This is a genomic window from Kribbella orskensis, assembly GCF_004342085.1.
GTDB lineage: Bacteria > Actinomycetota > Actinomycetes > Propionibacteriales > Kribbellaceae > Kribbella > Kribbella orskensis.
This window is the reverse complement of the sequence record NZ_SLWM01000012.1, coordinates 77,586-100,757: the sequence shown is the minus strand read 5'-3', so window position 1 is coordinate 100,757 and position 23,172 is coordinate 77,586. Positions and strand designations below refer to the sequence as shown.

The window sequence follows — 23,172 nt, the reverse complement described above, 5'->3', positions numbered from 1 at the left end:
TCGTGGGGTGCGGCGGCTCCTGCTCCGCACCCTGTTCCTCGCCGCAACCATCTTCGTCGGTACCGCGAGCGCGGCCTCGGCCGCTCCCGGTACCCAGCCGCAGGGTTCGCAGGATCTGCTGGCCAAGGTTGTCGTGATTGGTGTGCCTGGGTTGCGGTGGAGTGATGTTGAGGCTTCGCCGGAGTTGACGGCGTTGGTGGACCAGTCGCATGTCGGGTCGATCACTGTGAAGACGGCCGGGCCGCACACCTGTCCGATCGACGGCTGGCTGACGATCAACGCAGGCACCCGCGCCTGGGGCAGTGTGCCCGACCAGGGCTGTGGCGAACTCCCCGGCGTCGTCGACGGCAAGATCCAGGGCTGGCAGACGTACGTCGACCGCCAGGCCGAGCATCACACCGGCGCCCCGCTCGGGCGGCTCGCGGAGAGCCGTGACCGGATCTGCGGCTTCGGCCCGGGTGCCGCGGTCGCACTGGCTCGCACGGACGGCACGGTCGCGAACTGGACCGAGTCCCTCGACCCCGCACTGCTCGCGAGCAACGCCTGCGGTGACGCGATCATCGACGCCGGCCCGATGCCGCTGCGCGAAGGCCGCGAGGAGGCCAGCAAGAAGGTCGCCGATCTGGTCGCGCAGGCGCGCGCGGCCGACGGCTGGGTCCTGCTCGTCGGCGTCGCCGAGGAGACCGCCAACGCGCACCAGGAACTCCTCGTCGCGATGCAGTTGCCGCCGGACAACGGCCCGCGCTGGCTGACCAGCGACTCCACCCGCAGGCCCGGTCTCATCCAGCTCACCGACGTCACCGCGACGATCCTGCGCGGCGAGGCGAAGGAGATCGACCCGGCCGGCGCCGAGCAACCCGGCCCGCTGGACGGGAACGAGATCCACTTCACCGGACCCGTGCACACCGATGCCGCCGCGGTGATCGAGAACCGCCTGGTCACCAACGAACGGTTCGAACATCCCCACCCGGTGCTCGGCTGGCTCGCGATCACCTTGCTGGTGATGCAACTCGCCGCGCTCGGCTGGTTCCTGATCACCCGCAGCCGGCGGGCCCGCAATACGAGCGTGTTCACGTTGCTGACCCAGGGCGGGTTCTTCATCACGGTGTTCCTGACCACGGTGACGCAGTGGTGGCGCTGGCCGTCGCCCGGCCTTTCGCTGTACTTCGTGTCGCTCGCGATCAGCGCGGGATTCGCCGGGCTGGCCTGGGCCGTCCTCAAGGAGTACGCGTACCTCGGGATCCTCGGAGCGGCGTACGTGATCCTGCTGGTTGACGGCGTGCTGGGGACGCCCCTGCAGTTCGGCAGCATGTTCACGGACGGTCCGGTGATCGGCGGACGGTTCTACGGCTTCGGGAACTCCACCTTCGCCGTACTGGCGGTCGCCGCGCTCGTTATGGCCGGGTGGGCAGCGCAGAAGGTGCTGGACCGCAGCAGAGCCCAGGCGGCGCTCGTAGTACTGGCCATCGGCGGGCTGGCGATCATCGTCGACGGCAAGCCCGGCTGGGGGACGGACTTCGGCGGCATCATCGCGCTCACCCCGGCCGTGCTGCTGATGGCCTGGCTGACCTGGCGCGGCGGGATCACCTGGAAGGCGCTGCTGGGCATCGGCGCCGCGGGAGTGCTCGCTGTGTCGGCCGTCGCCTTCCTGGACTACCTGCGGCCGGCGGACCAGCGGAGCCACTTCGGCACCTTCGTGGCGCGCCTGCTCGACGGTGACGTGAACGACGTGCTGATCCGCAAACTGCAGATGTCCCTCGACTTCTTCGATTCCGTCGCCGGCTGGGCGATGCTCATCGGAGTACTGCTGGCGATGGCCGCGACCGTCTGGCCGGACAAGGTGCCCTCCGAGTCGTACCGCCGCTTCTACGCGAGCAAGCCGATGGTCCGGCCGACCCTGCTGGCCCTCTCCACCTGCGGCCTGATCGGCATGGTCCTCAACGACGCAGGCGTCGTCCTCCCCGCGATCATGGCCGGCTTCGCCCTCCCCTTGCTCGTAGCGCATCTCCTGTCGGTCGGTCCCGACCAGCAGCCCGCTACCGTTTCCTCTGAGTCCCACCTAGTTCAGGAGTCATAAAAGTGTCGACCGACACCGTCAGCAACGCGACCAGCGGCCCGGACGTCGAGCAGCCGTGGGCGGAGCTCGGGTTAAAGCCGGACGAGTACCAGCGGATCCGCGACATCCTGGACCGGCGGCCGACCAGCTGCGAGCTGGCGATGTACTCGGTGATGTGGAGCGAGCACTGCTCGTACAAGTCGTCCAAGGTGCACCTCAAGCGCTTCGGCGAGATCCCGCAGGAGACCCCGGCCGGCAAGATGCTGGCCGGCATCGGCGAGAACGCCGGTGTGATCGACATCGGTGAGGGCTACGCCGTCACCTTCAAGGTCGAGTCGCACAACCACCCGTCGTACGTCGAGCCGTACCAGGGCGCGGCCACCGGGGTCGGCGGTATCGTCCGCGACATCCTGGCGATGGGCGCCCGCCCGGTCGCGGTGATGGACCCGCTGCGGTTCGGCCCGCTGGACGCCCCGGACACCAAGCGGGTGCTGCCGGGGATCGTGTCCGGCGTCGGCGGCTACGGCAACAGTCTCGGCCTGCCGAACATCGGCGGCGAGGTCGTCTTCGACCCGACGTACCTGGGCAACCCGCTGGTGAACGCGCTCTGCGTCGGCGTGATGCGGCACGAGGACCTGCACCTCGCGAACGCCACCGGCATCGGCAACCAGATCATCCTGTACGGCGCGAAGACCGGTGGCGACGGCATCGGCGGCGTCTCGGTGCTCGCCAGCGAGACCTTCGCCGAGGGTGGCCCGACCAAGCGGCCCGCGGTCCAGGTCGGCGACCCGTTCATGGAGAAGCTGCTGATCGAGTGCACCCTGGAGCTGTTCGCCGCCCGGATCGTCGAGGGCATCCAGGACCTCGGCGGCGCCGGACTGTCCTGCGCCACCTCCGAGCTGGCCAGCGCGGGTGACGGCGGCATGTTCGTCTCGCTCGACAAGGTGCCGCTGCGGGACGCCTCGCTGGCTCCGGAAGAGATCCTGATGAGCGAGTCGCAGGAGCGGATGATGGCGGTCGTCACGCCGGCCAACGTCGAGAAGTTCCTGAAGATCTGCCAGAAGTGGGACGTCCAGGCCGACGTGATCGGCGAGGTCACCGACACCGGCCGGCTGCAGATCGACTGGCACGGCGAGCGGGTGGTCGACGTACCGCCGCGCACCGTCGCGCACGAGGGCCCGGTCTACGAGCGCCCGTACGCGCGGCCGGACTGGCAGGACGAGCTGCAGGCCGACGGCGCCGAGAAGTTGCCCAGGGCAAACACTCCGGAGCAGCTGCGGGACACCCTGCTGAAGCTGATCGCCTCGCCGAACCTGTGCGACAAGTCATGGGTCACCGACCAGTACGACCGGTACGTGCTCGGCAACTCGGTGCTCGCGCAGCCCGAGGACAGCGGGATGATCCGGGTCGACGAGACCAGCGGCCTCGGCGTCGCGGTCTCCACCGACTGCAACGGCCGCTTCGCGAAGCTCGACCCGTACATCGGCGCCAAGCTCGCGCTGGCCGAGTCCTACCGCAACGTCGCCACCACCGGCGCCCGCCCGGCCGCGGTGACGGACTGCCTGAACTTCGGCTCGCCGGAGGACCCGGGCGTGATGTGGCAGTTCTCGGAGGCCATCCGCGGTCTGGTGGACGGCTGCATCGAGCTGGGGATCCCGGTCACCGGTGGCAACGTGTCGTTCTACAACCAGACCGGCGAGACCCCGATCCTGCCGACGCCCGTGGTCGGCGTACTGGGTGTGATCGACGACGTGACCCGGCGGACCCCGATCGGTTTCACCGCCGAGATGGAGGGCCACCAGCTCTACCTGCTCGGGGAGACCGAGGAGGAGCTGTCCGGCTCGGAGTGGGCGCACGTGATCCACGGCCACCTCGGCGGACGCCCGCCCGCGGTCGACCTGGCGGCCGAGGCCCACCTGGCGGACATCCTGATCAACGCGTCCCGCGACGGCCTGATCGACGCGGCCCACGACGTCAGCGACGGTGGCGTCGCCCAGGTGCTCGTCGAGTCCGCCCTGCGCGGTGGCACCGGTGCCCGGGTGTGGGCCCCGGACGGCCTGGACCCGTTCCTCTTCCTGTTCGCGGAGTCGGCCGGCCGCGCGGTGGTCGCCGTACCGCGGACCGAGGAGGTCCGGTTCACCGACATGTGCACGGCGCGACGGTTCCCGCACACCAAGATCGGCGTCGTCACGGGCGAGTCCCTCGACGTCCAGGACCAGTTCGAGATCCCGCTGGCGGAGCTCCGCAGCAACTGGACCGCGACCCTTCCCAACGCCCTCGGCTGACGTGAGCCGCGAGCTGGACTGGGACGGCGCGGTCAACGCGCGGGATCTCGGCGGACTGCCGGCTGGATCGGGAACGATCCAGCCGGGCCGGGTCTATCGCTCGGCCCGGCCGGACCTGCTGACCGACACCGGCTGGCAGCAGTTGGCGGACGCCGGCGTCGGCACGGTCATCGATCTGCGCAACGACTACGAGCGGCTCGAGGTGCGGGTGCTCGACGTCGTGCACCACCATCCCGTCGAGGACCAGCAGGACGAGGAGTTCATGGCGGTGTGGGGCGAGCGGCTCGGCACCCCCGAGTACTACGGCGAGGCGCTGCGCCGCTGGCCGGGACTGATCACCTCGGTGTTCGCGCGGATCGCGGATGCCCAGCCGGGCGGCGTACTCGTGCACTGCAAGGCCGGCAAGGACCGGACCGGGATGATCATCGCGATGCTGCTCTCCCTGGTGGGGACGCCGGTCGCGGACATCCTCGACGACTACGAGCTCGGCCTGCGCACGATGAACGCGTACTACGAGGTGGCTCCCGAGGCGGACGAGCAGCCGCTCACCCCTGAGGCGCTCGAGCAGCACTGTGCGCACGCCTGCCTCGCGATGGTCGCCTTTCTCGGCTCCGTCGACATCGCCGCCTACCTCACGTCGAGCGGGCTGACCTTCGAGCAGCTCGACCGGTTGCGGGACCGTCTCGTCGCACCCTGACTCCCGCATCGGTTGGGTGTTGGCCTTGCGGCTGGCACACTCGGGAAGAACGGAGTGGGGTGTGAGCGATGACCGATCGGTACAAGGGTCGGCCGAGAGCTGATCTGGCGAATCTGGCCGGGATGGCCGCGGCTGCGAGCCAGGAGGCGCGGGTCGTCGCAGCGCGTCGCCGGATGCTGACGGTCCGGCTCACCGACGAGGAACGCCGGATCAGCATCGACGAACTCTCCGAGCAGTTCGCGATCGGCCGCCTCGACGAGGCTGAGCTGCACCGCCGCGTCGACCTGGTCAACGAAGCCGTCACGCATGCCGATCTCCAGCCCGCCTTCGAAGGTCTCCCGCTGCCGTCGCTCTACACCCCGAAGCCACGTCAGCCCGGCCGCTGGCGATGGGCCGCCTTCGCCGGGGCCGTCTGGCTGGCGCTCCCGTTCTTCCTGACCGGGCTGGTCTTCATGGTCTTCGGCCGCGAGATCGCCGCCGCCATCTTCGCCCTGCCGTCCCTCGCCTGGGTCTTCTTCGCCTACCGCTGGGCCTCCCGCCCCCGCCGCCAGAACCCACCCAACCGCTGACCTGACACCGAGCTCCCGCCGGTCGTCACCGTCACGCACGATCGCCTCGCTCACTGGCCATCGGGGTTGCAGCCATCCGCAGGTTCGCCATCGACTCGGTGACGCGGGGAACTAGCCTCCGGGTATGACGGTGTTGCGGTCGGTCGCGTTGTTCGGGGTGGCTGCGGTGGCGGAGATCGGCGGAGCCTGGCTGGTGTGGCAGGGGGTGCGGGAGCACCGCGGGGTGTTGTGGATGCTCGGTGGGATCGTTGCTCTCGGCGCCTACGGGTTCGTCGCCACGCTGCAGCCGGACCCGAACTTCGGGCGCATCCTCGCGGCGTACGGCGGAGTCTTCGTGGCGGGTTCGCTCGCCTGGGGAGTGGTCGCCGACGGGTTCCGGCCGGACCGCTGGGACCTCGCCGGGGCGCTGGTCTGTCTAGTCGGCGTGGGCCTGATCATGTACGCGCCCCGCGGCTGAAATAGCCTGACACCGTGCCGACCCCACCGCATCACCCCGGTCAGGGGAATCCCCCGCAGCGCCTCGCCGTGCCCACCGACGCGCCGGCGATCGCCGAGCTGATGCGAGCCTCCGTGCTCGAGCTGTTTCCCGCGTACTACGACGCCCCGCAGACGGCGAGTGCCTCGGTGCACATCGCGGCGCTCGACCTGGCCCTGATCGAGGACGGCACGTACTACGTGCACGAGGCCGGCGGGGAGATCGTGGCCTGCGGCGGGTGGAGCCGACGGAACAAGCTCTTCAACGGCACGGATGCCGGCGCCGACGAGAGGCTGCTCGACCCGGCAACGGAGCCGGCCCGGATCCGCGCGATGTTCGTCCGCGCCGACTGGACCCGGCGCGGCCTCGGCCGGGCGATCCTGACCTCCTGCGTGGACGCCGCCCGGAGCGAGGGATTCACCCGCCTGGCGCTGATGGCGACGCTGCCCGGAGTACCGCTGTACAAGGCGTTCGGCTTCACCGAGGTCGAGCACGCCCAACTGACCCTGCCCGACGGCGTGGTACTCGGCGCCGTGGCGATGGAACGCGACGTCGGCACCTTCTGAATCGGAGAGACGAATGACCGCAGGCACCACCGTCCTGGCCCCCGACGGCACCGAGGTCGTGCTCGGCGAGATCGGCACCCGGGTACTGCTGGAGAACTCCCGTGTCCGGGTCTGGGAGGTCGCCCTCGAAGGCGGCGAGGCGCAGGGCTGGCACCTGCACCACAACCCGTACGTCGTGCTGTGCCTGGCGACGTCTCCCTGCCACATGGACTGGCTCGACGGAAGTCCCGCCCGCCAGCTGAGCGAGACCATCGGCGGCTCGGTCTACCGCCCGGTCTCCCCAGTCCACATGCTCACCAACGAAGGCGACGCGCCGTACCTCAACCGCCTGATCGAGCTCGTCGATCTCGGCGAAGAAGCCTCCGGTGAACGTTACGAAGTTACCGAAGGCATCGAACATGACAGCGCCTTCGAAGGCGTCGGCGAAGTCCCCACGAAGGTCGTCGTCGACGACCCCGACGTCCGCGTCCAGCACATCACCCCCGACGCCGGCGAGTCCTACACCTGGCGCACCGGCGCCTACCCAGCCCTGGTCGTAGACCTCGACCGCACTACCCCCATGGTCAGCTACCTCCAGCCAGGCGAGACCTGCACGCTGCCCGCGAAGCCCGAACGCACCAACGGCTTCAACCTCGTCGAACTCCGCTACTACGCCGCTGGCTGAGCGTCAGAGCTCGGCCAGTAGGAGGGCCCGGACGTCAGTGGCGCTGGGGAGCGTCAGGGCCTTGGCGGCGACGGCGGCGGCGGTGGTCAGGTCGGTCTGGCGGAGGCGGGCCTTGACGAGAGGGACCTGGGGGCCGACCGCGCTCAGTTCGTGAACGCCCAGGGCGGCCAGGAGCGCGGCGGCATCGGGGTCGCTGGCGAGATCCCCGCAGACGGCGACCTCGACGCCCGCGGGCACTCCGCGGACCACGCGGTCGATCAACTGCAGGACAGCTGGGTCGAGGGCGTCGGCCAGCGCCGCGACGTTGGTGTTGCCGCGATCCGAAGCAGTCGTGTACTGCGTGAGGTCGTTCGTCCCGATGCTGACGAAATCCAGACCGTCGGCGAGGCTGGCGATCCGCAGGGCAGCCGCCGGGACCTCGACCATGATGCCGACCTTGACGCCCCACGAGTGGGTGCCGATCGCGCCGAGCTGCTCGAGCGCCCAGCCGACCTCCTCGGCCGTCGTGACCATCGGGAACATCACCTGCACCGGCGTCTCCGTCGCCACCTGGCAGATCGCCTTCAGCTGGTCGCGCAGCAGCTCGGGCCGGCGCCGGAACACCCGGATCCCACGCTCGCCGAGGAACGGGTTCGCCTCGCGCTCCTGCGGCAGGAACGGCAACGGCTTGTCCCCGCCGATGTCCCAGGTCCTGATGGTGATCGGCTTCCCGCCGAGCGCCGCCGCGACCGCGCGGAACACCTCGGCCTGCTCCTCGACGGCCGGCGGCTGCCGCCAGTTGCCGAAGAGCACCTCGGTCCGCACCAACCCGGACCCGTCGGCGCCGCGCGCATCCACCGCGTCCTGGACCGACCCGACGTTCGCGAACACCTGGATGGTCTGCCCGTCCACGGTCACCGCCGGCTGATCCGCGTCGGCCAGAGCTTCTGCCCGCTCCGCGGTCCGCGTCTCGATCGCAGTACGGAAGGCTGCTTCGTCCGGCTCCACCACGAATGAACCGCCGCGCGCGTCGAAGCCGACCAGCACCCCGTCCGCTACCGTCACGTCGCCGATCCCGGTGATCAGCGGAATCCCGCGCGACCGCGCCACGATCACGCCGTGCCCGGTCGTCCCCGCTGCCCGTACGGCGATGCCCGCGACCCGGCCCGCATCCACCCCAGCCGCGGTCGCCGCATCAAGCTCCGGTACTACGAGAATCCCGCCCTCGGGATACCCCGCCGCGTCCAGTGGGTCCACAGCCGGTGCTGCGGTGCCGCGGGTGATGGCCCGCAGTACTCGGTCTCGGACGCTGCGGACGTCCTGCGCGCGTTCTCGCTGGTAGGCGTCGTCGAGTCCTTCGAAGGTGGTCGCGAGGTCGTCGAAGGCGTGGTGCCAGGCGTCGGGCGCGCTCGCTCCGTCGGTGATCGCCTGGGAGATCAGCTTCAGCTGGGTGGGGTCGTCGAGCAGCGAGAGTTGGGCGTCGAAAATCGCAGCCTCGGCCGCTCCGACTCGCTGGGCAGTGTCGTCGCGCAGCCGAACCAACCCGGTGGTGGCCGTCGCGCGCGCCTCGTCCGATCGCTTCTGCTCATCTGCCGAGCGCACGTAGCCGCTCAGGTCGACCGAGGCATCCACAACCACCGCCGGTCCGATCGCCACATCCAGCCCAGACCCACCCGCACTCGGGGGCGTTGCCTGGCTCTCGGTCTCGGCAACCGGCTGAGCCGGCACATCGTCGAAGGCCCGGTCGGCCAGCGCGCTGATCGCCTGGAGTGCCGCATCAGCGTCCGGACCGGAGGCGCCGACCCGGAGCCGATGACCCTGCTGGGCGTTGAGCGTGGCCACCATGCTCAAACTGCCCGCGTCGACGGGACCGCGTCCGGTGTCGAGGTCGGTCAACGTCACGGCCGCGTCGAACCCGTTGACCAGGGCAACCAGCTTCGCGGCCGGTCGCGCGTGTAATCCATGCTCGTTGCCGACCGCGATCTCCACAGAGGCGCTCTCGGCGGCAACCGGCGCCGAATCGACCACAGCCGGGCTGTCTCCGAGGTGATCCTGCTTGCCGGCCAGGCCGCGCGAAGCCTCGGTGATCACCGCGTCCAGTGAGGCGCCGGTCGACGCGGTCACCACAGCCGCCACAAGCCCTTCCACCAAGGGTGCACTGGAGAGCTTCACCCGCTCGGCGGTCTCGGGATCGACGAATTCCAGGGCCAGTTCGGCGCTCAGGATCGCGCTGCCGAGGTCGAGCAGCACGAGCACGCCGTCCGGGCTGTCGGCTGTCCCGATCGCCTCCGCGACGGCTGCCGCGTCGGTGCCGAAGGTCGTCTCGTCCAGGCCGGCGGCGACTGCGATCACCGGACGGTCGCCCTCAGCAACCATCTCCGAAGCCAGCCCGACCGCCGCCTCCGCCAGCGCCCGGCTGTGCGACACCACCACGATCCCGATCACGGGACCACCACCAACCGAGCTGAACTCATGCCAGAGTGCGTGCTGCCGACTCCAGCAGGAGGGTGGTGCTCGTCGCGCCCGGATCCTGGTGGCCGGCGCTCCGCTCACCGAGGTAGCTGGCCCGCCCCTTGCGAGCCACCAGCGGCGTCGTCGCGTCCCGTCCCTTGGCAGCCGCCTCGGCCGCGGCCGCGAGCGCCCCACCCAGGTCGGACCCACCCGCCACCGCCCCGTCGTACGCCTCGAGCGCGGGCGCCCAGGCGTCGTACATGGTCTTGTCGCCGAGCTCGGGTTTGCCGCGCGCGAGGATGCCGCCGATGCCCGCCTTCAACGCCTCACCGACCGAGGCCGGCGTGATCTCCTTGCCCGCCAGCGCGGTCCCGAAGCGCAGGAAGAAGGTGCCGTACAGCGGCCCGCTCGCGCCGCCGACCTTGCTGACCAGCGTCATCCCGGCCTTCTTCAGCAGTTCGTCGACGCTCTCGAACGTGGTCTCGTCGAGCACCGCGACGATCGCCGTGAAACCACGGTCCATGTTGGTGCCGTGGTCCGCGTCCCCGATCGCCGAGTCGAGCTCGGTCAGATACGCCGCGTTCTCGTGCAGCGTGACCGCCAGGTCCCGCAGCCAGTTCGCGAAGTCTTCGACGGTCTTCTGCTCACCCATGCTCACGCTCGCCAGCGTAGGCCGGGGGTGTTCACCGGCGCGTCCCAGAGACGTACCAGTTCGTCGTCCACCTTGAGCAGCGTGACCGAGCAGCCGGCCATCTCCAGCGAGGTGATGTAGTTGCCGACCAGCGAGCGGGCCACCGTGATCCCGGCCCGGTCGAGCAGTTGCCGGACCTCGTTGTACATCAGGTAGAGCTCGATCAGCGGCGTGCCGCCCATCCCGTTCATGAAGGCGATCACCGTGTCGCCCTGCTGGTACGGCAGGTCGCCGACCACCGGGTCGACCAGCAGCGCGGCGATGTCCTTGGCCGGTGCCAGCGGCAACCGTTGCCGGCCGGGCTCGCCGTGGATGCCGATGCCGACCTCCATCTCGTTCTCGGCCAGCTCGAACGTCGGCTTGCCCGCGGCCGGCACGGTGCAGGAGGTGAGCGCCATGCCCATGCTGCGGCCGTTGTCGTTGATCCGCTTGGCGAGGTCTGCGATCTCCTGCAGCGGGCGGCCCTCCTCGGCGGCGGCGCCGACGAGCTTCTCCAGCAGCACGGTCACGCCGACCCCCCGGCGGCCCGCGGTGTAGAGGCTGTCCTGGACGGCCACGTCGTCGTCGGTGACGACCGACAGCACCTCGGTACCGGCCTCGGCGGCGGCCAGTTCGGCGGCCATCTCGAAGTTCATCACGTCGCCGGTGTAGTTCTTCACGATGTGTAGCACGCCGGCGCCGGCGTCGACCTCCTTGGTGGCGGCCATCATCTGGTCCGGCACCGGTGAGGTGAACACCTCGCCCGCGCAGGCGGCGTCCAGCATGCCGAGCCCGACGAACCCGCCGTGCATCGGCTCGTGGCCGGACCCGCCACCGGAGATCAGACCGACCTTGCCGGCCTTGGGTGCGTCCTTGCGGTAGACGATCCGGTTCTCGTGATCGACCCGGACGTGGTCCGGGTGCGCCGCCTCCATCCCACGCAGCGCTTCACTCACAACATCGGCAGGGTCGTTGATGAGCTTCTTCATGAAGCCCATCTGAGCACACCGAACGCCGCTGCGGGAGCCCCCAGGCGTTCCGGTCAGCCCACCGGGTGCTCGGCGACCTCGGCCGGCCGCGACAGCCGGAGGGTCAGTCCTTCGGGCGGAGGAGGGGGCGGACGACCTCGCGGGCGTCGTGGATGCGGGACTTGATGGTGCCGAGCGGGGCTCCCACCAGGGCGGCGATCTCCTCGTAGGACAGGCCGTACACGTCCCGGAGTACCAGCGGGGTGACCATCTGGGGGCGGTCGCGTTCGAGGGTCTCGAGGGCTTCCAGCAGGTCCAGCCGGGTGCCGGCGATGACGCTGGTGGTCCGCGGGTCCGGCCGGTCCATCTGGTCGGGGTTGTGCGCCGCCTGGGCGGTCCGCTTGAGCTTGCGGTACGTCGAGCGGGCCGAGTTCGCCGCGACCGAGTGCACCCAGGTCGAGAAGCTGCTCCGGCCGGAGTACGTGTGGATCTTGGTGGCGATGTTCAGCAGCGCTTCCTGGGCCGCGTCCTCGGCGTCCGCGGAGTACGGCAGGACGCTGCGGCAGATCCGGAGCACGCGGGGGTGGACCAGCCTGAGCAGGTCGTCCATCGCGTTCTTGTCACCCCCGGCGGCGCGCTCGGCGAGTTCTCCGAGATCGTCGGTCGGGCTGCTGCTCTCGCTCATCTGCGCCTTCGTTGTCATCGGTCCCCCGGGCGTGGGACTCCGAGTGATCCATAATGCCTTGTATGGGGGTCCCAACCAGACTTGGCCGGTACGTCGTGCGCCGACGCCTGGGCTCTGGTGGTTTCGCCACGGTGTGGCTGGCTCACGACGAGCAACTGGACGCCGAGGTGGCCATCAAGGTCCTGGCCGACAACTGGGCGCACGACGACTCTGTGCGCCGCCGATTCCTCGAGGAGGGCCGGTTCCTGCGCCGGGTCGAGTCCGAGCACGTCGTCCAGGTGCACGACGTGGGCGAGCTCGAGGACGGGCGGCCGTTCCTGGTGCTCACGTACGCCGATCGCGGCACGCTGGCGGACCGGCTGAAGAAGGAGCCGCTCGCCCTCGAATCAGCCGTCGGGGTGATCGTCCAGGTGGGCCGCGGGCTCCAGGCCCTGCACCGACGGGGACTCCTGCACCGGGACGTGAAACCGGCCAACGTGCTCTTCCGGAGTACCGACGAGGGCGAACGGGCGGTCCTGTCCGACCTGGGCCTCGGCAAGTCCCTCGACGAGGTGTCGAGGATCACCCTGCCGGGCGGCACCCCGTCGTACGTGGCGCCAGAGCAGGCGATGGGGGAGCGGCTGGATCAGCGAGCCGACCAGTACTCCCTGGGCGCGGTCGCCTACGCCGCGCTGACGGGTCGTTCCCCGCATCAGGTGGACGGCCTGGGTGCGGCCGGCCGGGTCAAGGCGGCCCCGCCCCCGAGCTCCCTGGGGTTCGACGTCCCGGACCGGGTCGACGCCGCGATCGTCCGCGCCCTGGACCCGAACCGCGACAACCGCTGGCCCGACATCGAGGCCTTCACCCGCGAACTCGTCGGCGCCCTGGACGAAACCACCCAGAACTTCCTCCCAGCCGGCGCAGTCGCCGGTACTGCGGCCCCGGTGGCCGCAGTGGCCACCGCCAAGGCCGAACCAGTCAAGCTCAAGCCGGAGATCGTCCTCCCCGGGGCGGAGCCGGAGGTCGGCGAGAGGACGGCGCTGAGCGACTCAAACGCCCCGACCTTGGTCAAGACGCCGGCCGCCAGTTCCACAGAGGCTGCCGCCAGTCCGGCTGTGCCCGAACCAGTCCTTGCATCAGCCGGAACTGCAGACTCCGCGGCAACCTCCACCTCAGCTCCGGGCAAGCCCAGGCGGAGCCGGCGGGGTCGGTGGGTCGTTGCCGCGGTGCTCGCGCTCGTCATCGGCGGTGGAGCGGGATACGCCGTCGAGCGGTACCTCCTGCCGGTCCATGACGTCACGGCCAGTGGGAACGGGTTCTCGGTGGAGGTCCCGAGCGACTGGGCCGGTGTCGTCGCCAAGTCGAACTGGCGCCCACCGGGCAATGCTGACGACCGCCCTGCGCTGCGCGTCAGCGAGAACGACAACTGGGCCTTGCCGGACCAGCTCACCCCGGGCGTCTTCGCCGGCCTGATCGATCGCGACGGCGACCCGCGCAAGCGGTTCCCGGACCCCAAGGAGTACAACTGCGGTCTGCCGGGGGAGATCATGGACTCCACCATCGGCGGGAAGCCCGGCCTGGAGCAGATTTCGGCGCAGTGTGGACCAGGCGCTACCATTCTGCTACAGAGAGTCGTCGACACGGGGAGCGACCTGATGTTCGTGCAGGTCCAGGGCCCCGATCGGGACAAGGTCATCGAGGTGGCCAACTCGATCGTGTACAGAGGTGCAGGAACTCCGTGATGATGGTCGTCGAGCGGCTCAGGCCGTCGCCAGCGCTGCTCCAGGCGAACCGCCGCCGCTTCTACCGCATCCGCTCAACGATCTTCCGCATCATCTGGCTCCGCTGACCTCGTCCGGAGACCCGGCTCCTGTCAGATGTCTTCGTCGGTGCGGGTGGCTGTTTCGGTGGCTCGGTCCAGGACGGCCAGGAGGGCGTCTTCGTCCTGGGGTAGGCCGGTCGAGCCCATCTCGAAGATGCAGTTGCCGGTCTCGTCGGCTATCCAGCGGACGATCACGTAGCGGACGCTCGAGTCCGGCACGTAGGTGTAGACCAGGGTCGCGTTGTTCGTGTCCGGGTCGACCTGCTGGTCCAGTACCTTCACCATCTGGTTGGCGGGGATCGCCTTCAGCTCACCGATCCGGATCGCCATCGACTCGGCAGGCGCACGCTGGACGGTGAAGCCCGCCTCGATCCGGATCCAGCGCTTCTTGGTCGGATCTGTGTACCGGCCCAGCTTCGGCGGATCGGGCTGGGTGAAGTCCCAGAGCGCCGGCACCTGGACCCGCACTCTCGACTTCACCGCCATCCGCGCGGTGAACGTGCGGGTCTTGTAGGTGAGCTCGTCCGCCTCCAGCGCCGGGGAATCGTCCGGCACGATCTTCTTGGCGGGCGGCGTCGGAGACTGAGGGGGCGGAGCGCTGGGCAGATTCAGCCCGGAGAGCGGGCTGGCCTCCCCGTTGGTCGCAGCGGTCTCGGTGGTCGTCCACAGGCCCACCCCATACCCACCCGCTCCACCGAGCACCGTGATCGCGAGCAACCCGGACCCGAGCAGCGCAGTACCGACCTTCCGCCCGGCCACGGCCACCCCCCTCCCGGTCCACCCCCAGTACCCGTTTTAGACACCGTAGGTCACCGGAAGGTTCGGGCGTCTCCGGTCAGCCGGTCTCGTGGACCGAGCGGGTCGCTTCCTGCAGGACCGAGGCAAGGCCGGCGGCGTCCTGGGGAAGACCGGTGATGCTCATCTCGACGGTCGCGAGGTCGTCGCCGCGAGCGGCGGCCACCCAGCAGACGATCACGTACCGCCGGGTCTTGTTCGGGATGTAGGTGTAGATCAGCGTGGAGACCGCGCGAAGCTCGCCGTCGGCCTCGATCTGGTCGTCGGTCTGGGACACGATCCGCAGGTCGTTCTCCGGCGCCTGGCTCTTCTCCAGGTCCACTACCAGCTTCTGCCGCGATTCCTTCGGGCTCAGACCGGGCGGGGAGATCGCCTCGACGCGGACCCCTCGCTCCTTCAGCGGATCGAGGAACTTGACCTCGGCGGGGCTCTTCGGGTTGGTGGTCAGTTGCCAGCCGCGGGGTACCTGGATCGCCATTTCCACCGTCCGATCGGAGGCCTGGACCTGGAAGGTGTGCTGGCGGAAGGTCAGCTCCGCCGTGGTGAGGGCCGGAACATCACTCGGGACAGGAGTTTTGACCGGCAGCGGCGCAGCGGGGTAGACCCCGCCCAGTGGTGCGGCGGCGCCGGCGGTGAGGGTGGTGCCGGGCTCGGTGAGGACGCCCGTCTCGTAGCCGGCCGCGCCTCCGACGACTCCCAGCAGTACGACGCCGCTCACCAGGACTGCGGTCTTCACCCGTGCACCAGATCCCAGAAGGCCAGTTCGAACCGCACCACCCGGTCGAAGGCTCGGGTCATCGCAGGTGTCAGCTCCTCGCGGTCCACCAGTTCGCCGAGCTGGTCGACGTACGCGGAGAACTCCGGCGAGGACCAGTTCGCGATGAAGCCGGCGTACTGCGTGTCCGGGCCGGTGCTGTCGCGGACGGAGGCCCACGCGTCGTAGTACGCCTTCTCGACGGCGTAGAGGACGGTGATGCCGACCGGCCAGCCCTCCTGGACCGAGGCGAGCAGGTATGAGGAGTAGCCCACGTTCAGTAGCGAGGGCTCGGCGGTGAGGTCGAGTCCGCGCTCGGCGGCCTCGGTCTCGAACAGCTCGAGCTCCGGCACCAGCGCGGCCAGTCCGCCGGCCAGCACCTTGCGGGCGTCGTCGCCGGGAGCGACCTCGGACAGCGCCTCGAGGAAGCTCCGGAAGGACAGCACGAAGTAGTGGTCCTCGGTCAGCCACCGGTCGAAGGTGGCCTTGGGCAACGAACCGGCGGAGGTGCGGGCGACGAACGGGTGGGCCAGGATGCGCTGCCAGGCGCGGGCCTGCCCGGTGAGCAGGGCAGCGGTTGTCTCGGGCACGTCGCCATCTTCTCAGGCCGGTCGGAGGGCCGCCTGCCCGATTCCGGCGAGCGCCGGACTGAATCCTTTCAAAAGGTGACCTCCGAACCCTTGACATGCCATCTGAGCTCTTCGTAGCGTGCCGCAGTGAGGAACATAACATCCCTTCACGTTCTATTCACATTCAATGGTGATATTTCCGGGGTTCTGTGCTGCCCCGAGCTCAGGAGGAACCGTGGCATCCGAGATCATCCGTCCGCAGGTCAGCCGGAGGCGACTGCTGCAGTTGATGGGCGGCGTCGCGGTCGCCGGCACCCTCGCGGGGTGTGGTGGCGGCAACTCCGCCGGTGGCAGTGGCGGCGGTCCCCTGAAGGTGATCGGCGCGGGCAGCCAGGAGGCGGGGCTGCGCAAGGCGCTCGACGAGTACAAGAAGCTGAACAGCTCGTTCGACTTCAACCTGTCCTTCTCGCCGGCGGACCAGTTGCAGACGGCGCTCCGGGCCCAGCTCGCGGCCGGCAACGCGCCGGACATGCACGCGGTCTACCCGGGCAACGGCAGCGCGATGTCGATGGTCCAGCTGAGCAAGGCCAACCTGTTGACCGACCTGAGCGACCAGGCCTGGACCCAGAAGATCCCGACCGGCTTCAAGGGTGCCTACCAGCAGGACGGCAAGACCTTCATCTTCTCGCCCGGCACCAGCGTGCTCGGCGCGATCTACAACAAGAAGGCGTTCGCCAAGGCCGGCGTCGAGGTGCCGACCACCTGGAGCGAACTGCTGACGGTCTGCGAAACGCTGAAGAAGAAGGGCATCGTGCCGCTCGCTCTCGGCGCGCAGACGCCGTGGGTCACCCAGCTGATCAACTACGCACTGGTGCCGGGCACTGTCTACTCCAAGCAGCCCGACTTCGACGACAAGATGGCCGCCGGTTCCGCTACCTTCGCGGGCTCCGGTTGGGCCGACGCGATGAACAAGTACCTCGAACTGCAGAAGCGCGGCTTCTTCAACGACAACCCGAACGGCACCACGTACGAGCAGGCCACCTCGATGGTCGGCACCGGCAAGGCCGCGATGGCGGTCCAGGTCTCCGCGGTCCTGCAGGCCTACCGCGACGCGGCGCCGTCGCCCGACGACCTCGGCATGTTCCCGCTGCCGGCCACCGACACCGTGGCCGACAACTGGATCCCCGGCGGCATCGTGGTCGGCCTGGCGGTCAGCGCGAAGAGCAAGAAGGCCGACGAGGCGCGCAAGTTCATCGAGTTCTGCGGGCAGCCGGACATGATCAACACCTGGGCCGAGGCAGTTGCCTGCGTTCCCCTGTACTCCGAGGGCGCGGCGAAGGTGGACCCGGTGCTGAAGCCGTTCCTGCCCTACCTGTCGGGCAACAAGGCGGTGCCGTTCATGGACCAGCGCTGGCCCAACGCCGAGGTGCAGCCGACCCATTTCGCCGTCGTCCAGGAGTTGCTCGGCGGCAAGACCACCGTCGACGGCGCGCTGAAGAAGATGGACGAGGCGTACCGGAAGACCGCATGACGGCGGTAATGGCGCCGCCGGTGAAGCCCGCGCCGCCACCGGTGAAGCGGGTACGCCGCGGGGGTGGCATCGCGCCGCCCTGGTTGTTCGCGGCGCCGGCTCTGCTGGTCTACGCGCTGGTGATGCTCTACCCGAGCATCGTCGGCGCGGGGTCGGCCTTCACCGACTGGTCGGGGGTCGGCGAGCAACGGTCGTTCGTCGGGTTCGACAACTTCCAGGAACTGGTGCACGACGACCAGGCGCTCGGCGCGCTCCGCAACACCCTGCTGCTGACGCTGGCGATCGTGGTGGTCCAGAACGGGCTCGGCCTGCTGCTCGCGCTCGGCGTGCACACGACGATCAAGAGCCGGATGGTGCTGCGGGTGATCTTCTTCGCCCCGGTCGTGGTCAGCCCGGTGATGGTGTCATTCCTCTGGAAGTACGTCTACAACCCGGCGCCGGACGCGGGCCTGAACGCGGCGCTGAACGCGATCGGGCTCGGGGCTCTGCGGCAGGACTGGCTGGGTAACCCATCGCTGGCGATCTGGTCGGTTGCCTTCACGGTGATCTGGCAGTGCGCCGGCTACTCGATGGTGATCTTCCTGGCCGGTCTGGAAGGCGTGCCGAAGGAGTTGCACGAGTCGGCGATGGTCGACGGGGCCGGCACTGTCGCGCGGTTCCGGCACATCACCTGGCCGCTGCTGGCGCCCGCAGTGACGATCAACGTGATGCTGTCGACGGTCGGCGGCCTGACGCTGTTCACCCAGATCATCGCGATGACCAACGGCGGTCCGGGGTACGCGACCGACACGTTGTCGACCGTGCTCTACAAGCAGGCGTTCGTGTTCGGGAAGTTCGGCTACAGCACCGCGGTGGCGCTGGTGCTGGCGATCTTCGTCGCCGCCGTCTCCTTCCTCCAGATCGCCTACCTCCGCTCCCGGGAGACGACCGCATGAGGACCGCCTACCGGCCCCGCACCTTCGTCCTCGAGCTCGTCATGGTGGCGACCGCGGTCGCCTTCCTGTTCCCGGTCTACGCCCTGGTGACGCTGGCCTTCAAGGATCCCGGGCAGATCGCGAACGCCCCGCTGTCCCCGCCCGATCCGCCGTCGGTGGCCAGCTTCGGTACGGCGTGGCAGTCGGCCTCGCTCGGGTCCGCCCTGCTGAACAGCACGCTGATCACCGTGTCGAGCGTGGTCGTGCTGATCGTGCTCGGCTCGCTCGCGGCGTACTTCCTGGCCCGGCAGGCCGGCCGGTTGAGCTACAGCCTCTACATCCTGTTCCTGGTCGGCATCATCCTGCCGTTCCAGCTGGGCATGATCCCGCTCTACCAACTGGTGAACGATCTCGGCCTGCTCGGCACCTATCAGGGGATGATCCTCTTCTACACCGGGATCCAGTTGCCGTTCACGGTGTTCCTCTACACCGGCTTCATCCGGTCGCTGCCCGCCGACTACACGAACGCGGCGCTGATCGACGGGGCCTCGCACCTGCAGGCGTTCGTGCACGTGATCTTCCCGCTGCTGCGGCCGATCACCGGCACGGTGCTGATCCTGAACGCGGTGCACATCTGGAACGACTTCTTCACCCCGCTGCTCTACCTGGGCGGCTCGGGCCGGGAGACGGTCCCGGTCCGGGTGTTCGCGTTCGTCAACGAGTACACGTCGGACTACGGGCTCGTCGCGGCCGGCCTGGTGCTCGCCGCGCTGCCGATCCTGGTCGTCTTCCTGCTGCTCCAGCGCTACGTCATCCGCGGCTTCTCCAGCGGACTGAAGGGATAACCGTGTGCCGTCGCTCGCCGAGATCTTCGCCGATCCTCCGAGGTCCTTCTCACCCGTACCGATCTGGTGGTGGAGCGGCGAACCGCTCGACCCGGTGCGGTTGCGCTGGCAGCTCGAGCGGTTCGTCGAGGGCGGCGTCTACCAACTCGTCGTCCTCAACCTCGCGCCCGCCGGGTCGGACCACGGCTGCGATGCCGACGATCCACCGTTCCTGTCCGAAGCCTGGTGGGACCTCTTCCTGGGTGTCTGCTCGGATGCGGAGGAGCTGGGCGTCTCACTGTGGTTCTACGACCAGCTCGGCTTCTCCGGAGCGGACCTCCAGGCCCGGTTGGTCGCCCGTCAGCCCTCGTACGCCGGACGTCGGCTGCAGCGCGCGACCACCACCGGTACGGGTCGCCTGGTCGTCAGCTGCCCTGCGGGGGGTCGGCCGATCGCGGCGGTGCTGGAACCATCGGACGGAGCCCCGGGCCAGCCGGTGAGCGTCACGGGCGACGGCGTCGAGTGCGAGGCTTCGTTGGAATCCACGCTCTCCTTGTTCTACGAGACGGACCACGGCTTCGACTACCTCGGGCGAGAAGCCTGTACTGCGTTGCTCGACCAGGTGCACGGGGAGTTCGCCCGCCGGCTGGGCGACCGGCTCGGCAAGGTGGTGGTCGGGTCGTTCCAGGACGAGCTGCCCTCGGTGCCGACGTGGTCCGCATCCTTCGCCGACGAGTTCGTCAGCCGGTACGGCTACGACCTGCGCGATCGCCTGGCTGCCTTGTGGGGTTCGCCGCTGCCGGATGCGGATCAGGTCAGACGGGATTACCACGCACTCCGGGCGACCCTGGCCGAGGAGGCGTTCTTCAAGCCGCTGCACGAGTGGCACGAGCAGTACGGGCTCATGGTCGGCTGCGACCAGCAGGACCCGGCCCGAGCGGGCCGCCCGGTCGAAGGTGTCCAGCTGTACGCCGACTACGCGCGCACGCATCGGTGGTTCAGTGCCCCGGGATCCGATCACCACGGGGATGCCCGGATCCACTCGTCGCTCGCGCATCTCTACGACCGCCCGCGCACGTGGATCGAGGCGTTTCACTCGACCGGGTGGGGCGGCACGCTCGAGGAGACCTTCGACTGGTTGCTGCCCTGGCTGCGAACCGGCGCCACGCTCTACAACCCGCACGCGGTCTACTACACGACCCGGGCCGGCTGGTGGGAGTGGGCGCCGCCGTCGACGGACTGGCGCCAGCCGTACTGGCGGCACCACAAGCACTTCGCCGACACAGTCGCCGGGTTGTGCGCCGCCCTGTCGATGGGCAGGCACCTGTGTGACATCGCCGTACTGTTTCCGACTGCGACGGTGCAGGCCGATCTGACGATGGATGGTCCCGGGCCCGACGCCGTACGGGCTCAGGAGGTGTATCGGGAGCTGATCGGGGATGCGACCTGGTTCGCACCGGTGCGGGGTGTGCTGGACAGGGCGCGGCTCGATGCCGATGTGATCGATGACGACTCGCTCGCGCGTGCGGAGGTACGAGTCGGGTCGGATGTGCGGCTGTTCGTCGCCGATGAGCGGTACGCCGCTGTTGTGTTGCCTGCGGCAACGGTGCTGGAAGGTGCGGTGGCCGAGCGGCTGGATGAGTTCGTTGCCGCGGGTGGGTTGGTGGTTGCCGTCGGCGCGCTGCCGGCGCGTGGCGTCGCCGGTGGTGACAAGGCGGTCGCGTTGTTGCGCGAGCGATTCGCCCGAGGCGAGGCGGTTTTGGTAGCTACTGCGGCGGAGATCCCGGCTGTGCTGGCGCGGTTGCCACGGAGGGTCGAGGCCGAGGTGCCGACGCTCGCGCGTGAGGTGGACGGCGAGCTGGTCGTCTTCGTCACGGCGACTGAGTGGAGCGCGACGCGGGTCGGCGATGGGCGAGCCGTCGAGCGCGGCATCAGTCACGACTGGGCGACCGTCGGCTACGACTTCGACCCCGAGCGGTACCTGCGCGAGGTGAGCGTCCGGGTTCGGGACGTTCCGGGCGCTCCGATGCTGGTTTCCCCGTTCGGTGGAGAGCCGAGAACCCTTGCCTACCAGGTGGATGGGGATGTCACTGAGGTTGTCGTTCCCTTCGACCAGGGACCTGCGGCGCTCGTGGTGTTTGCCGTGGGCAATCCGGCTGACGCGCCGGTCATCGCTGCGGAGTGGCGGGATGAGGCGCTCGAGGGTGACTGGGAGGCGACTCTGCTGCCGACCTTGGACAACACCTGGGGTGACTTCGCCTGGCCGGCGAGTGGGCCTGGCATGGGCGAGGTTGTGGTGGAACGGTGGGCGCTCCTGCATCGCGTCGAGGGTGACGAGCAGTGGCGATCGGCCCACGCGACCTTCGGGCCGCATGGGCTGATCGACGGATTGCCGATCGAGTACTCCGAGAGCCGCGGAATCCACAAGGACCCGATCCACAAGCATGCCCTTGGCCCGAAGGGTCATGTGCCGGAGGAGTTCCTGGACTTCGGGGTGGTCGCGGCCGGGCGAACGGTCTGCTTCCAGGCTGCGTTTGCCTTGGATGAGTCGCTCGACACCACGGTGGTGGTCGGTGCGCCTGCAGCCAAGGAGCTCCTGCTCGACGGCGTATCCGTGCCGACCGAGGACGCGGGTGGTCACTTCGGAGCCGCGGCCGCCCGTCTCTCCGCCGGGCGGCACACGGTGGAGCTCCGCCTGACTCCGGAAGTGGAGACGCCGCTGCGGGCGAACCTGGCGTTGGTCCGGGACACCTCCGCCTACCGGCGGCCCGAGTGGATCGCCCTGGTCGAGCCACCACCTGCCGGTACCGCGATCCGGTTCACCACGTCCGTAGTACCGGCTGGTGAGTCGGAGGTGACGGTGACGGCGAGCGGGTCGGCGCGGGTGATCGTCAACGGGGTCGAGGTGGGACGTCAGGGCGGGTTCCTGCCGTACGAGCGGCCGACGCCACGGGTTCGGCGGTACGACCTCGCGGAGGCGCTCCGGCCGGGGGAGAACCAGGTGACGATCGAGGTCACGCAGCCGTCGCCGATCCTGGTCGACGGGCTGGTCGTGTCGGACCACGACTGGGTGGGCGAGGTCGCCGGTGTGCCGGCGAAGGTGGTCCGCAGGCGGCAACAGCACCGCGCGCTCGCTGACCTGTACCTGAACCGCCGGGCGCACCCGTTGCCCAAGGCATCTTGGCTGGACGGCTCCAGTGCCGGGGAGAACGGCCGGGCCGGCTCGGGGTCAGGTGTAGCCGGTGCGGCGGCAGGTGTGGTCGAGCCGGTCACCTTCGCGGTACCGCGGACCGATCCGCAGCGCGTCGAGTACCTACGGTTCGACCTGCCGCCGGGCACCGTTCGCCTGGAGTTCGAGCTGGCCGGGCATGCTGTCGTCGCCGTGGACGAGACCGAGATTGCTGCGGGTTCCGGGCGCCTGGTCGCGGAGGTTCCGGCCGGCGGTCGGGTCGGGCAGTTGGCCTTGCTGACCACGCCGGGCTTCGAGGCGGGCGCGGCGCTCACCGGGCCGATCCGGGCAATCGTCGGCTCCGGGCGGATCGGCCTGGGCGACTGGGAGGACCACGGCCTGTCGGAGTACAGCGGGGGAGTCCGCTACCGCCGGCTGCTCACGATTCCCGCAGGCGAACGGATCCAGCTCGACCTGGGCCGAGTACGCGGTACTGCGGAGGTGCTGGTGGACGGCCGGAGCGCGGGGGTCCGGTTCTGTGCGCCGTACGTCTTCGACCTCACCGGGTCGGTCGGCTCGCACGGCTCGGCTGGTGAGGTCACCGTCGACGTCGAGGTCTTCGGCACGGCCGCGCCCTACCTGGACGCGGTGAGCCCGACCCATTTCGTGTTCGGGGGACAGCGGACGTCGGGCCTGTTCGGGCCGGTCCGGCTGCGGTCCCTGGCGAGGCAGCAGAAGCCCTAGTGAGGA

Annotated in this window: 19 protein-coding genes and 1 pseudogene; 12 read left to right on the top strand and 8 right to left on the bottom strand. The window is 69.5% G+C overall.

Features of this window, described 5'->3' with window-relative positions:
• The first annotated feature begins 7 nt into the window (after nt 1-7).
• From EV644_RS27795 to EV644_RS27765, 7 genes are all read left to right on the top strand, one after another.
• Complete coding sequence (locus tag EV644_RS27795) at nt 8-2,077, top strand: hypothetical protein (RefSeq protein ID WP_241998900.1); 2,070 nt, start codon at nt 8-10, stop codon at nt 2,075-2,077.
• Between the two features lie 2 nt (nt 2,078-2,079).
• Nucleotides 2,080-4,341 (top strand): phosphoribosylformylglycinamidine synthase subunit PurL, encoded by a 2,262-nt coding sequence (gene purL, locus EV644_RS27790; protein ID WP_132191904.1) that lies wholly within the window; start codon nt 2,080-2,082, stop codon nt 4,339-4,341.
• 1 nt (nt 4,342) lies between these two features.
• Entirely contained in the window at nt 4,343-5,038 is a 696-nt protein-coding gene (locus EV644_RS27785; protein WP_132191903.1) for a tyrosine-protein phosphatase, read from the top strand.
• A 68-nt stretch (nt 5,039-5,106) separates the two neighbouring features.
• The gene (locus EV644_RS27780; protein ID WP_132191902.1) at nt 5,107-5,607 is read left to right on the top strand and encodes a DUF1707 SHOCT-like domain-containing protein; all 501 of its coding nucleotides are present in this window, start codon (nt 5,107-5,109) and stop codon (nt 5,605-5,607) included.
• Nucleotides 5,608-5,731: 124 nt separating this feature from the next.
• On the top strand, nt 5,732-6,064 hold the full coding sequence (locus EV644_RS27775) for a YnfA family protein (RefSeq protein ID WP_132191901.1): 333 nt from the start codon (nt 5,732-5,734) through the stop codon (nt 6,062-6,064).
• Nucleotides 6,065-6,078: 14 nt separating this feature from the next.
• Nucleotides 6,079-6,648, top strand: coding sequence for a GNAT family N-acetyltransferase (locus tag EV644_RS27770; protein ID WP_241998899.1), 570 nt, complete (start codon nt 6,079-6,081; stop codon nt 6,646-6,648).
• A 13-nt stretch (nt 6,649-6,661) separates the two neighbouring features.
• Nucleotides 6,662-7,312 (top strand): cupin domain-containing protein, encoded by a 651-nt coding sequence (locus tag EV644_RS27765; protein ID WP_132191900.1) that lies wholly within the window; start codon nt 6,662-6,664, stop codon nt 7,310-7,312.
• 3 nt (nt 7,313-7,315) lie between these two features.
• Here the strand turns inward: EV644_RS27765 and ptsP are convergent, their stop codons facing one another.
• The 5 genes and pseudogenes from ptsP to EV644_RS27745 all read right to left on the bottom strand — a co-directional run bounded on the left by ptsP (nt 7,316) and on the right by EV644_RS27745 (nt 12,065).
• Nucleotides 7,316-9,280 (bottom strand): phosphoenolpyruvate--protein phosphotransferase, encoded by a 1,965-nt coding sequence (ptsP, locus tag EV644_RS27760; RefSeq protein ID WP_369410543.1) that lies wholly within the window; start codon nt 9,278-9,280, stop codon nt 7,316-7,318.
• A 45-nt stretch (nt 9,281-9,325) separates the two neighbouring features.
• Nucleotides 9,326-9,736, bottom strand: a pseudogene (gene dhaM / locus EV644_RS47860) (dihydroxyacetone kinase phosphoryl donor subunit DhaM); the annotation flags it as partial.
• Between the two features lie 25 nt (nt 9,737-9,761).
• Nucleotides 9,762-10,394 carry a dihydroxyacetone kinase subunit DhaL gene (dhaL, locus tag EV644_RS27755; protein WP_132192005.1) on the bottom strand — a complete coding sequence of 211 codons (633 nt, stop codon included), beginning with the start codon at nt 10,392-10,394 and terminating at the stop codon, nt 9,762-9,764.
• 2 nt (nt 10,395-10,396) lie between these two features.
• Nucleotides 10,397-11,401: a dihydroxyacetone kinase subunit DhaK gene (dhaK, locus tag EV644_RS27750; RefSeq protein WP_132191898.1), complete on the bottom strand. Its 1,005-nt coding sequence runs from the start codon at nt 11,399-11,401 to the stop codon at nt 10,397-10,399.
• A gap of 103 nt (nt 11,402-11,504) precedes the next feature.
• On the bottom strand, nt 11,505-12,065 hold the full coding sequence (locus EV644_RS27745) for an RNA polymerase sigma factor (protein WP_132191897.1): 561 nt from the start codon (nt 12,063-12,065) through the stop codon (nt 11,505-11,507).
• A 62-nt stretch (nt 12,066-12,127) separates the two neighbouring features.
• Between EV644_RS27745 and EV644_RS27740 the strand changes: the two genes are divergently transcribed.
• Nucleotides 12,128-13,786, top strand: coding sequence for a serine/threonine-protein kinase (locus EV644_RS27740; protein WP_241998898.1), 1,659 nt, complete (start codon nt 12,128-12,130; stop codon nt 13,784-13,786).
• Between the two features lie 131 nt (nt 13,787-13,917).
• Here EV644_RS27740 and EV644_RS27735 read toward each other — a convergent pair whose 3' ends face one another.
• From EV644_RS27735 to EV644_RS27725, 3 genes are all read right to left on the bottom strand, one after another.
• Nucleotides 13,918-14,625: a hypothetical protein gene (locus EV644_RS27735; RefSeq protein ID WP_132191896.1), complete on the bottom strand. Its 708-nt coding sequence runs from the start codon at nt 14,623-14,625 to the stop codon at nt 13,918-13,920.
• 76 nt (nt 14,626-14,701) lie between these two features.
• Nucleotides 14,702-15,397, bottom strand: a complete 696-nt coding sequence (locus EV644_RS27730; protein ID WP_132191895.1) for a hypothetical protein — start codon at nt 15,395-15,397, stop codon at nt 14,702-14,704.
• Nucleotides 15,394-16,005 carry a TenA family protein gene (locus tag EV644_RS27725; RefSeq protein ID WP_132191894.1) on the bottom strand — a complete coding sequence of 204 codons (612 nt, stop codon included), beginning with the start codon at nt 16,003-16,005 and terminating at the stop codon, nt 15,394-15,396. The genes EV644_RS27730 and EV644_RS27725 overlap by 4 nt, the downstream gene beginning before the upstream one ends.
• Nucleotides 16,006-16,219: 214 nt before the next feature.
• Between EV644_RS27725 and EV644_RS27720 the strand changes: the two genes are divergently transcribed.
• The 4 genes from EV644_RS27720 to EV644_RS27705 are packed head-to-tail and all read left to right on the top strand — an operon-like array spanning nt 16,220 to nt 23,166.
• Nucleotides 16,220-17,515 (top strand): ABC transporter substrate-binding protein, encoded by a 1,296-nt coding sequence (locus EV644_RS27720; protein ID WP_132191893.1) that lies wholly within the window; start codon nt 16,220-16,222, stop codon nt 17,513-17,515.
• A complete protein-coding gene (locus EV644_RS27715; RefSeq protein WP_132191892.1) occupies nt 17,512-18,450 on the top strand; it encodes a carbohydrate ABC transporter permease in 939 nt (312 codons plus the stop codon). Before EV644_RS27720 ends, EV644_RS27715 begins: the two co-directional genes overlap by 4 nt.
• A complete protein-coding gene (locus tag EV644_RS27710; protein WP_132191891.1) occupies nt 18,447-19,274 on the top strand; it encodes a carbohydrate ABC transporter permease in 828 nt (275 codons plus the stop codon). The genes EV644_RS27715 and EV644_RS27710 overlap by 4 nt, the downstream gene beginning before the upstream one ends.
• Before the next feature lie 4 nt (nt 19,275-19,278).
• A complete protein-coding gene (locus EV644_RS27705; protein ID WP_132191890.1) occupies nt 19,279-23,166 on the top strand; it encodes a hypothetical protein in 3,888 nt (1,295 codons plus the stop codon).
• The last annotated feature ends 6 nt before the right edge of the window (nt 23,167-23,172 follow it).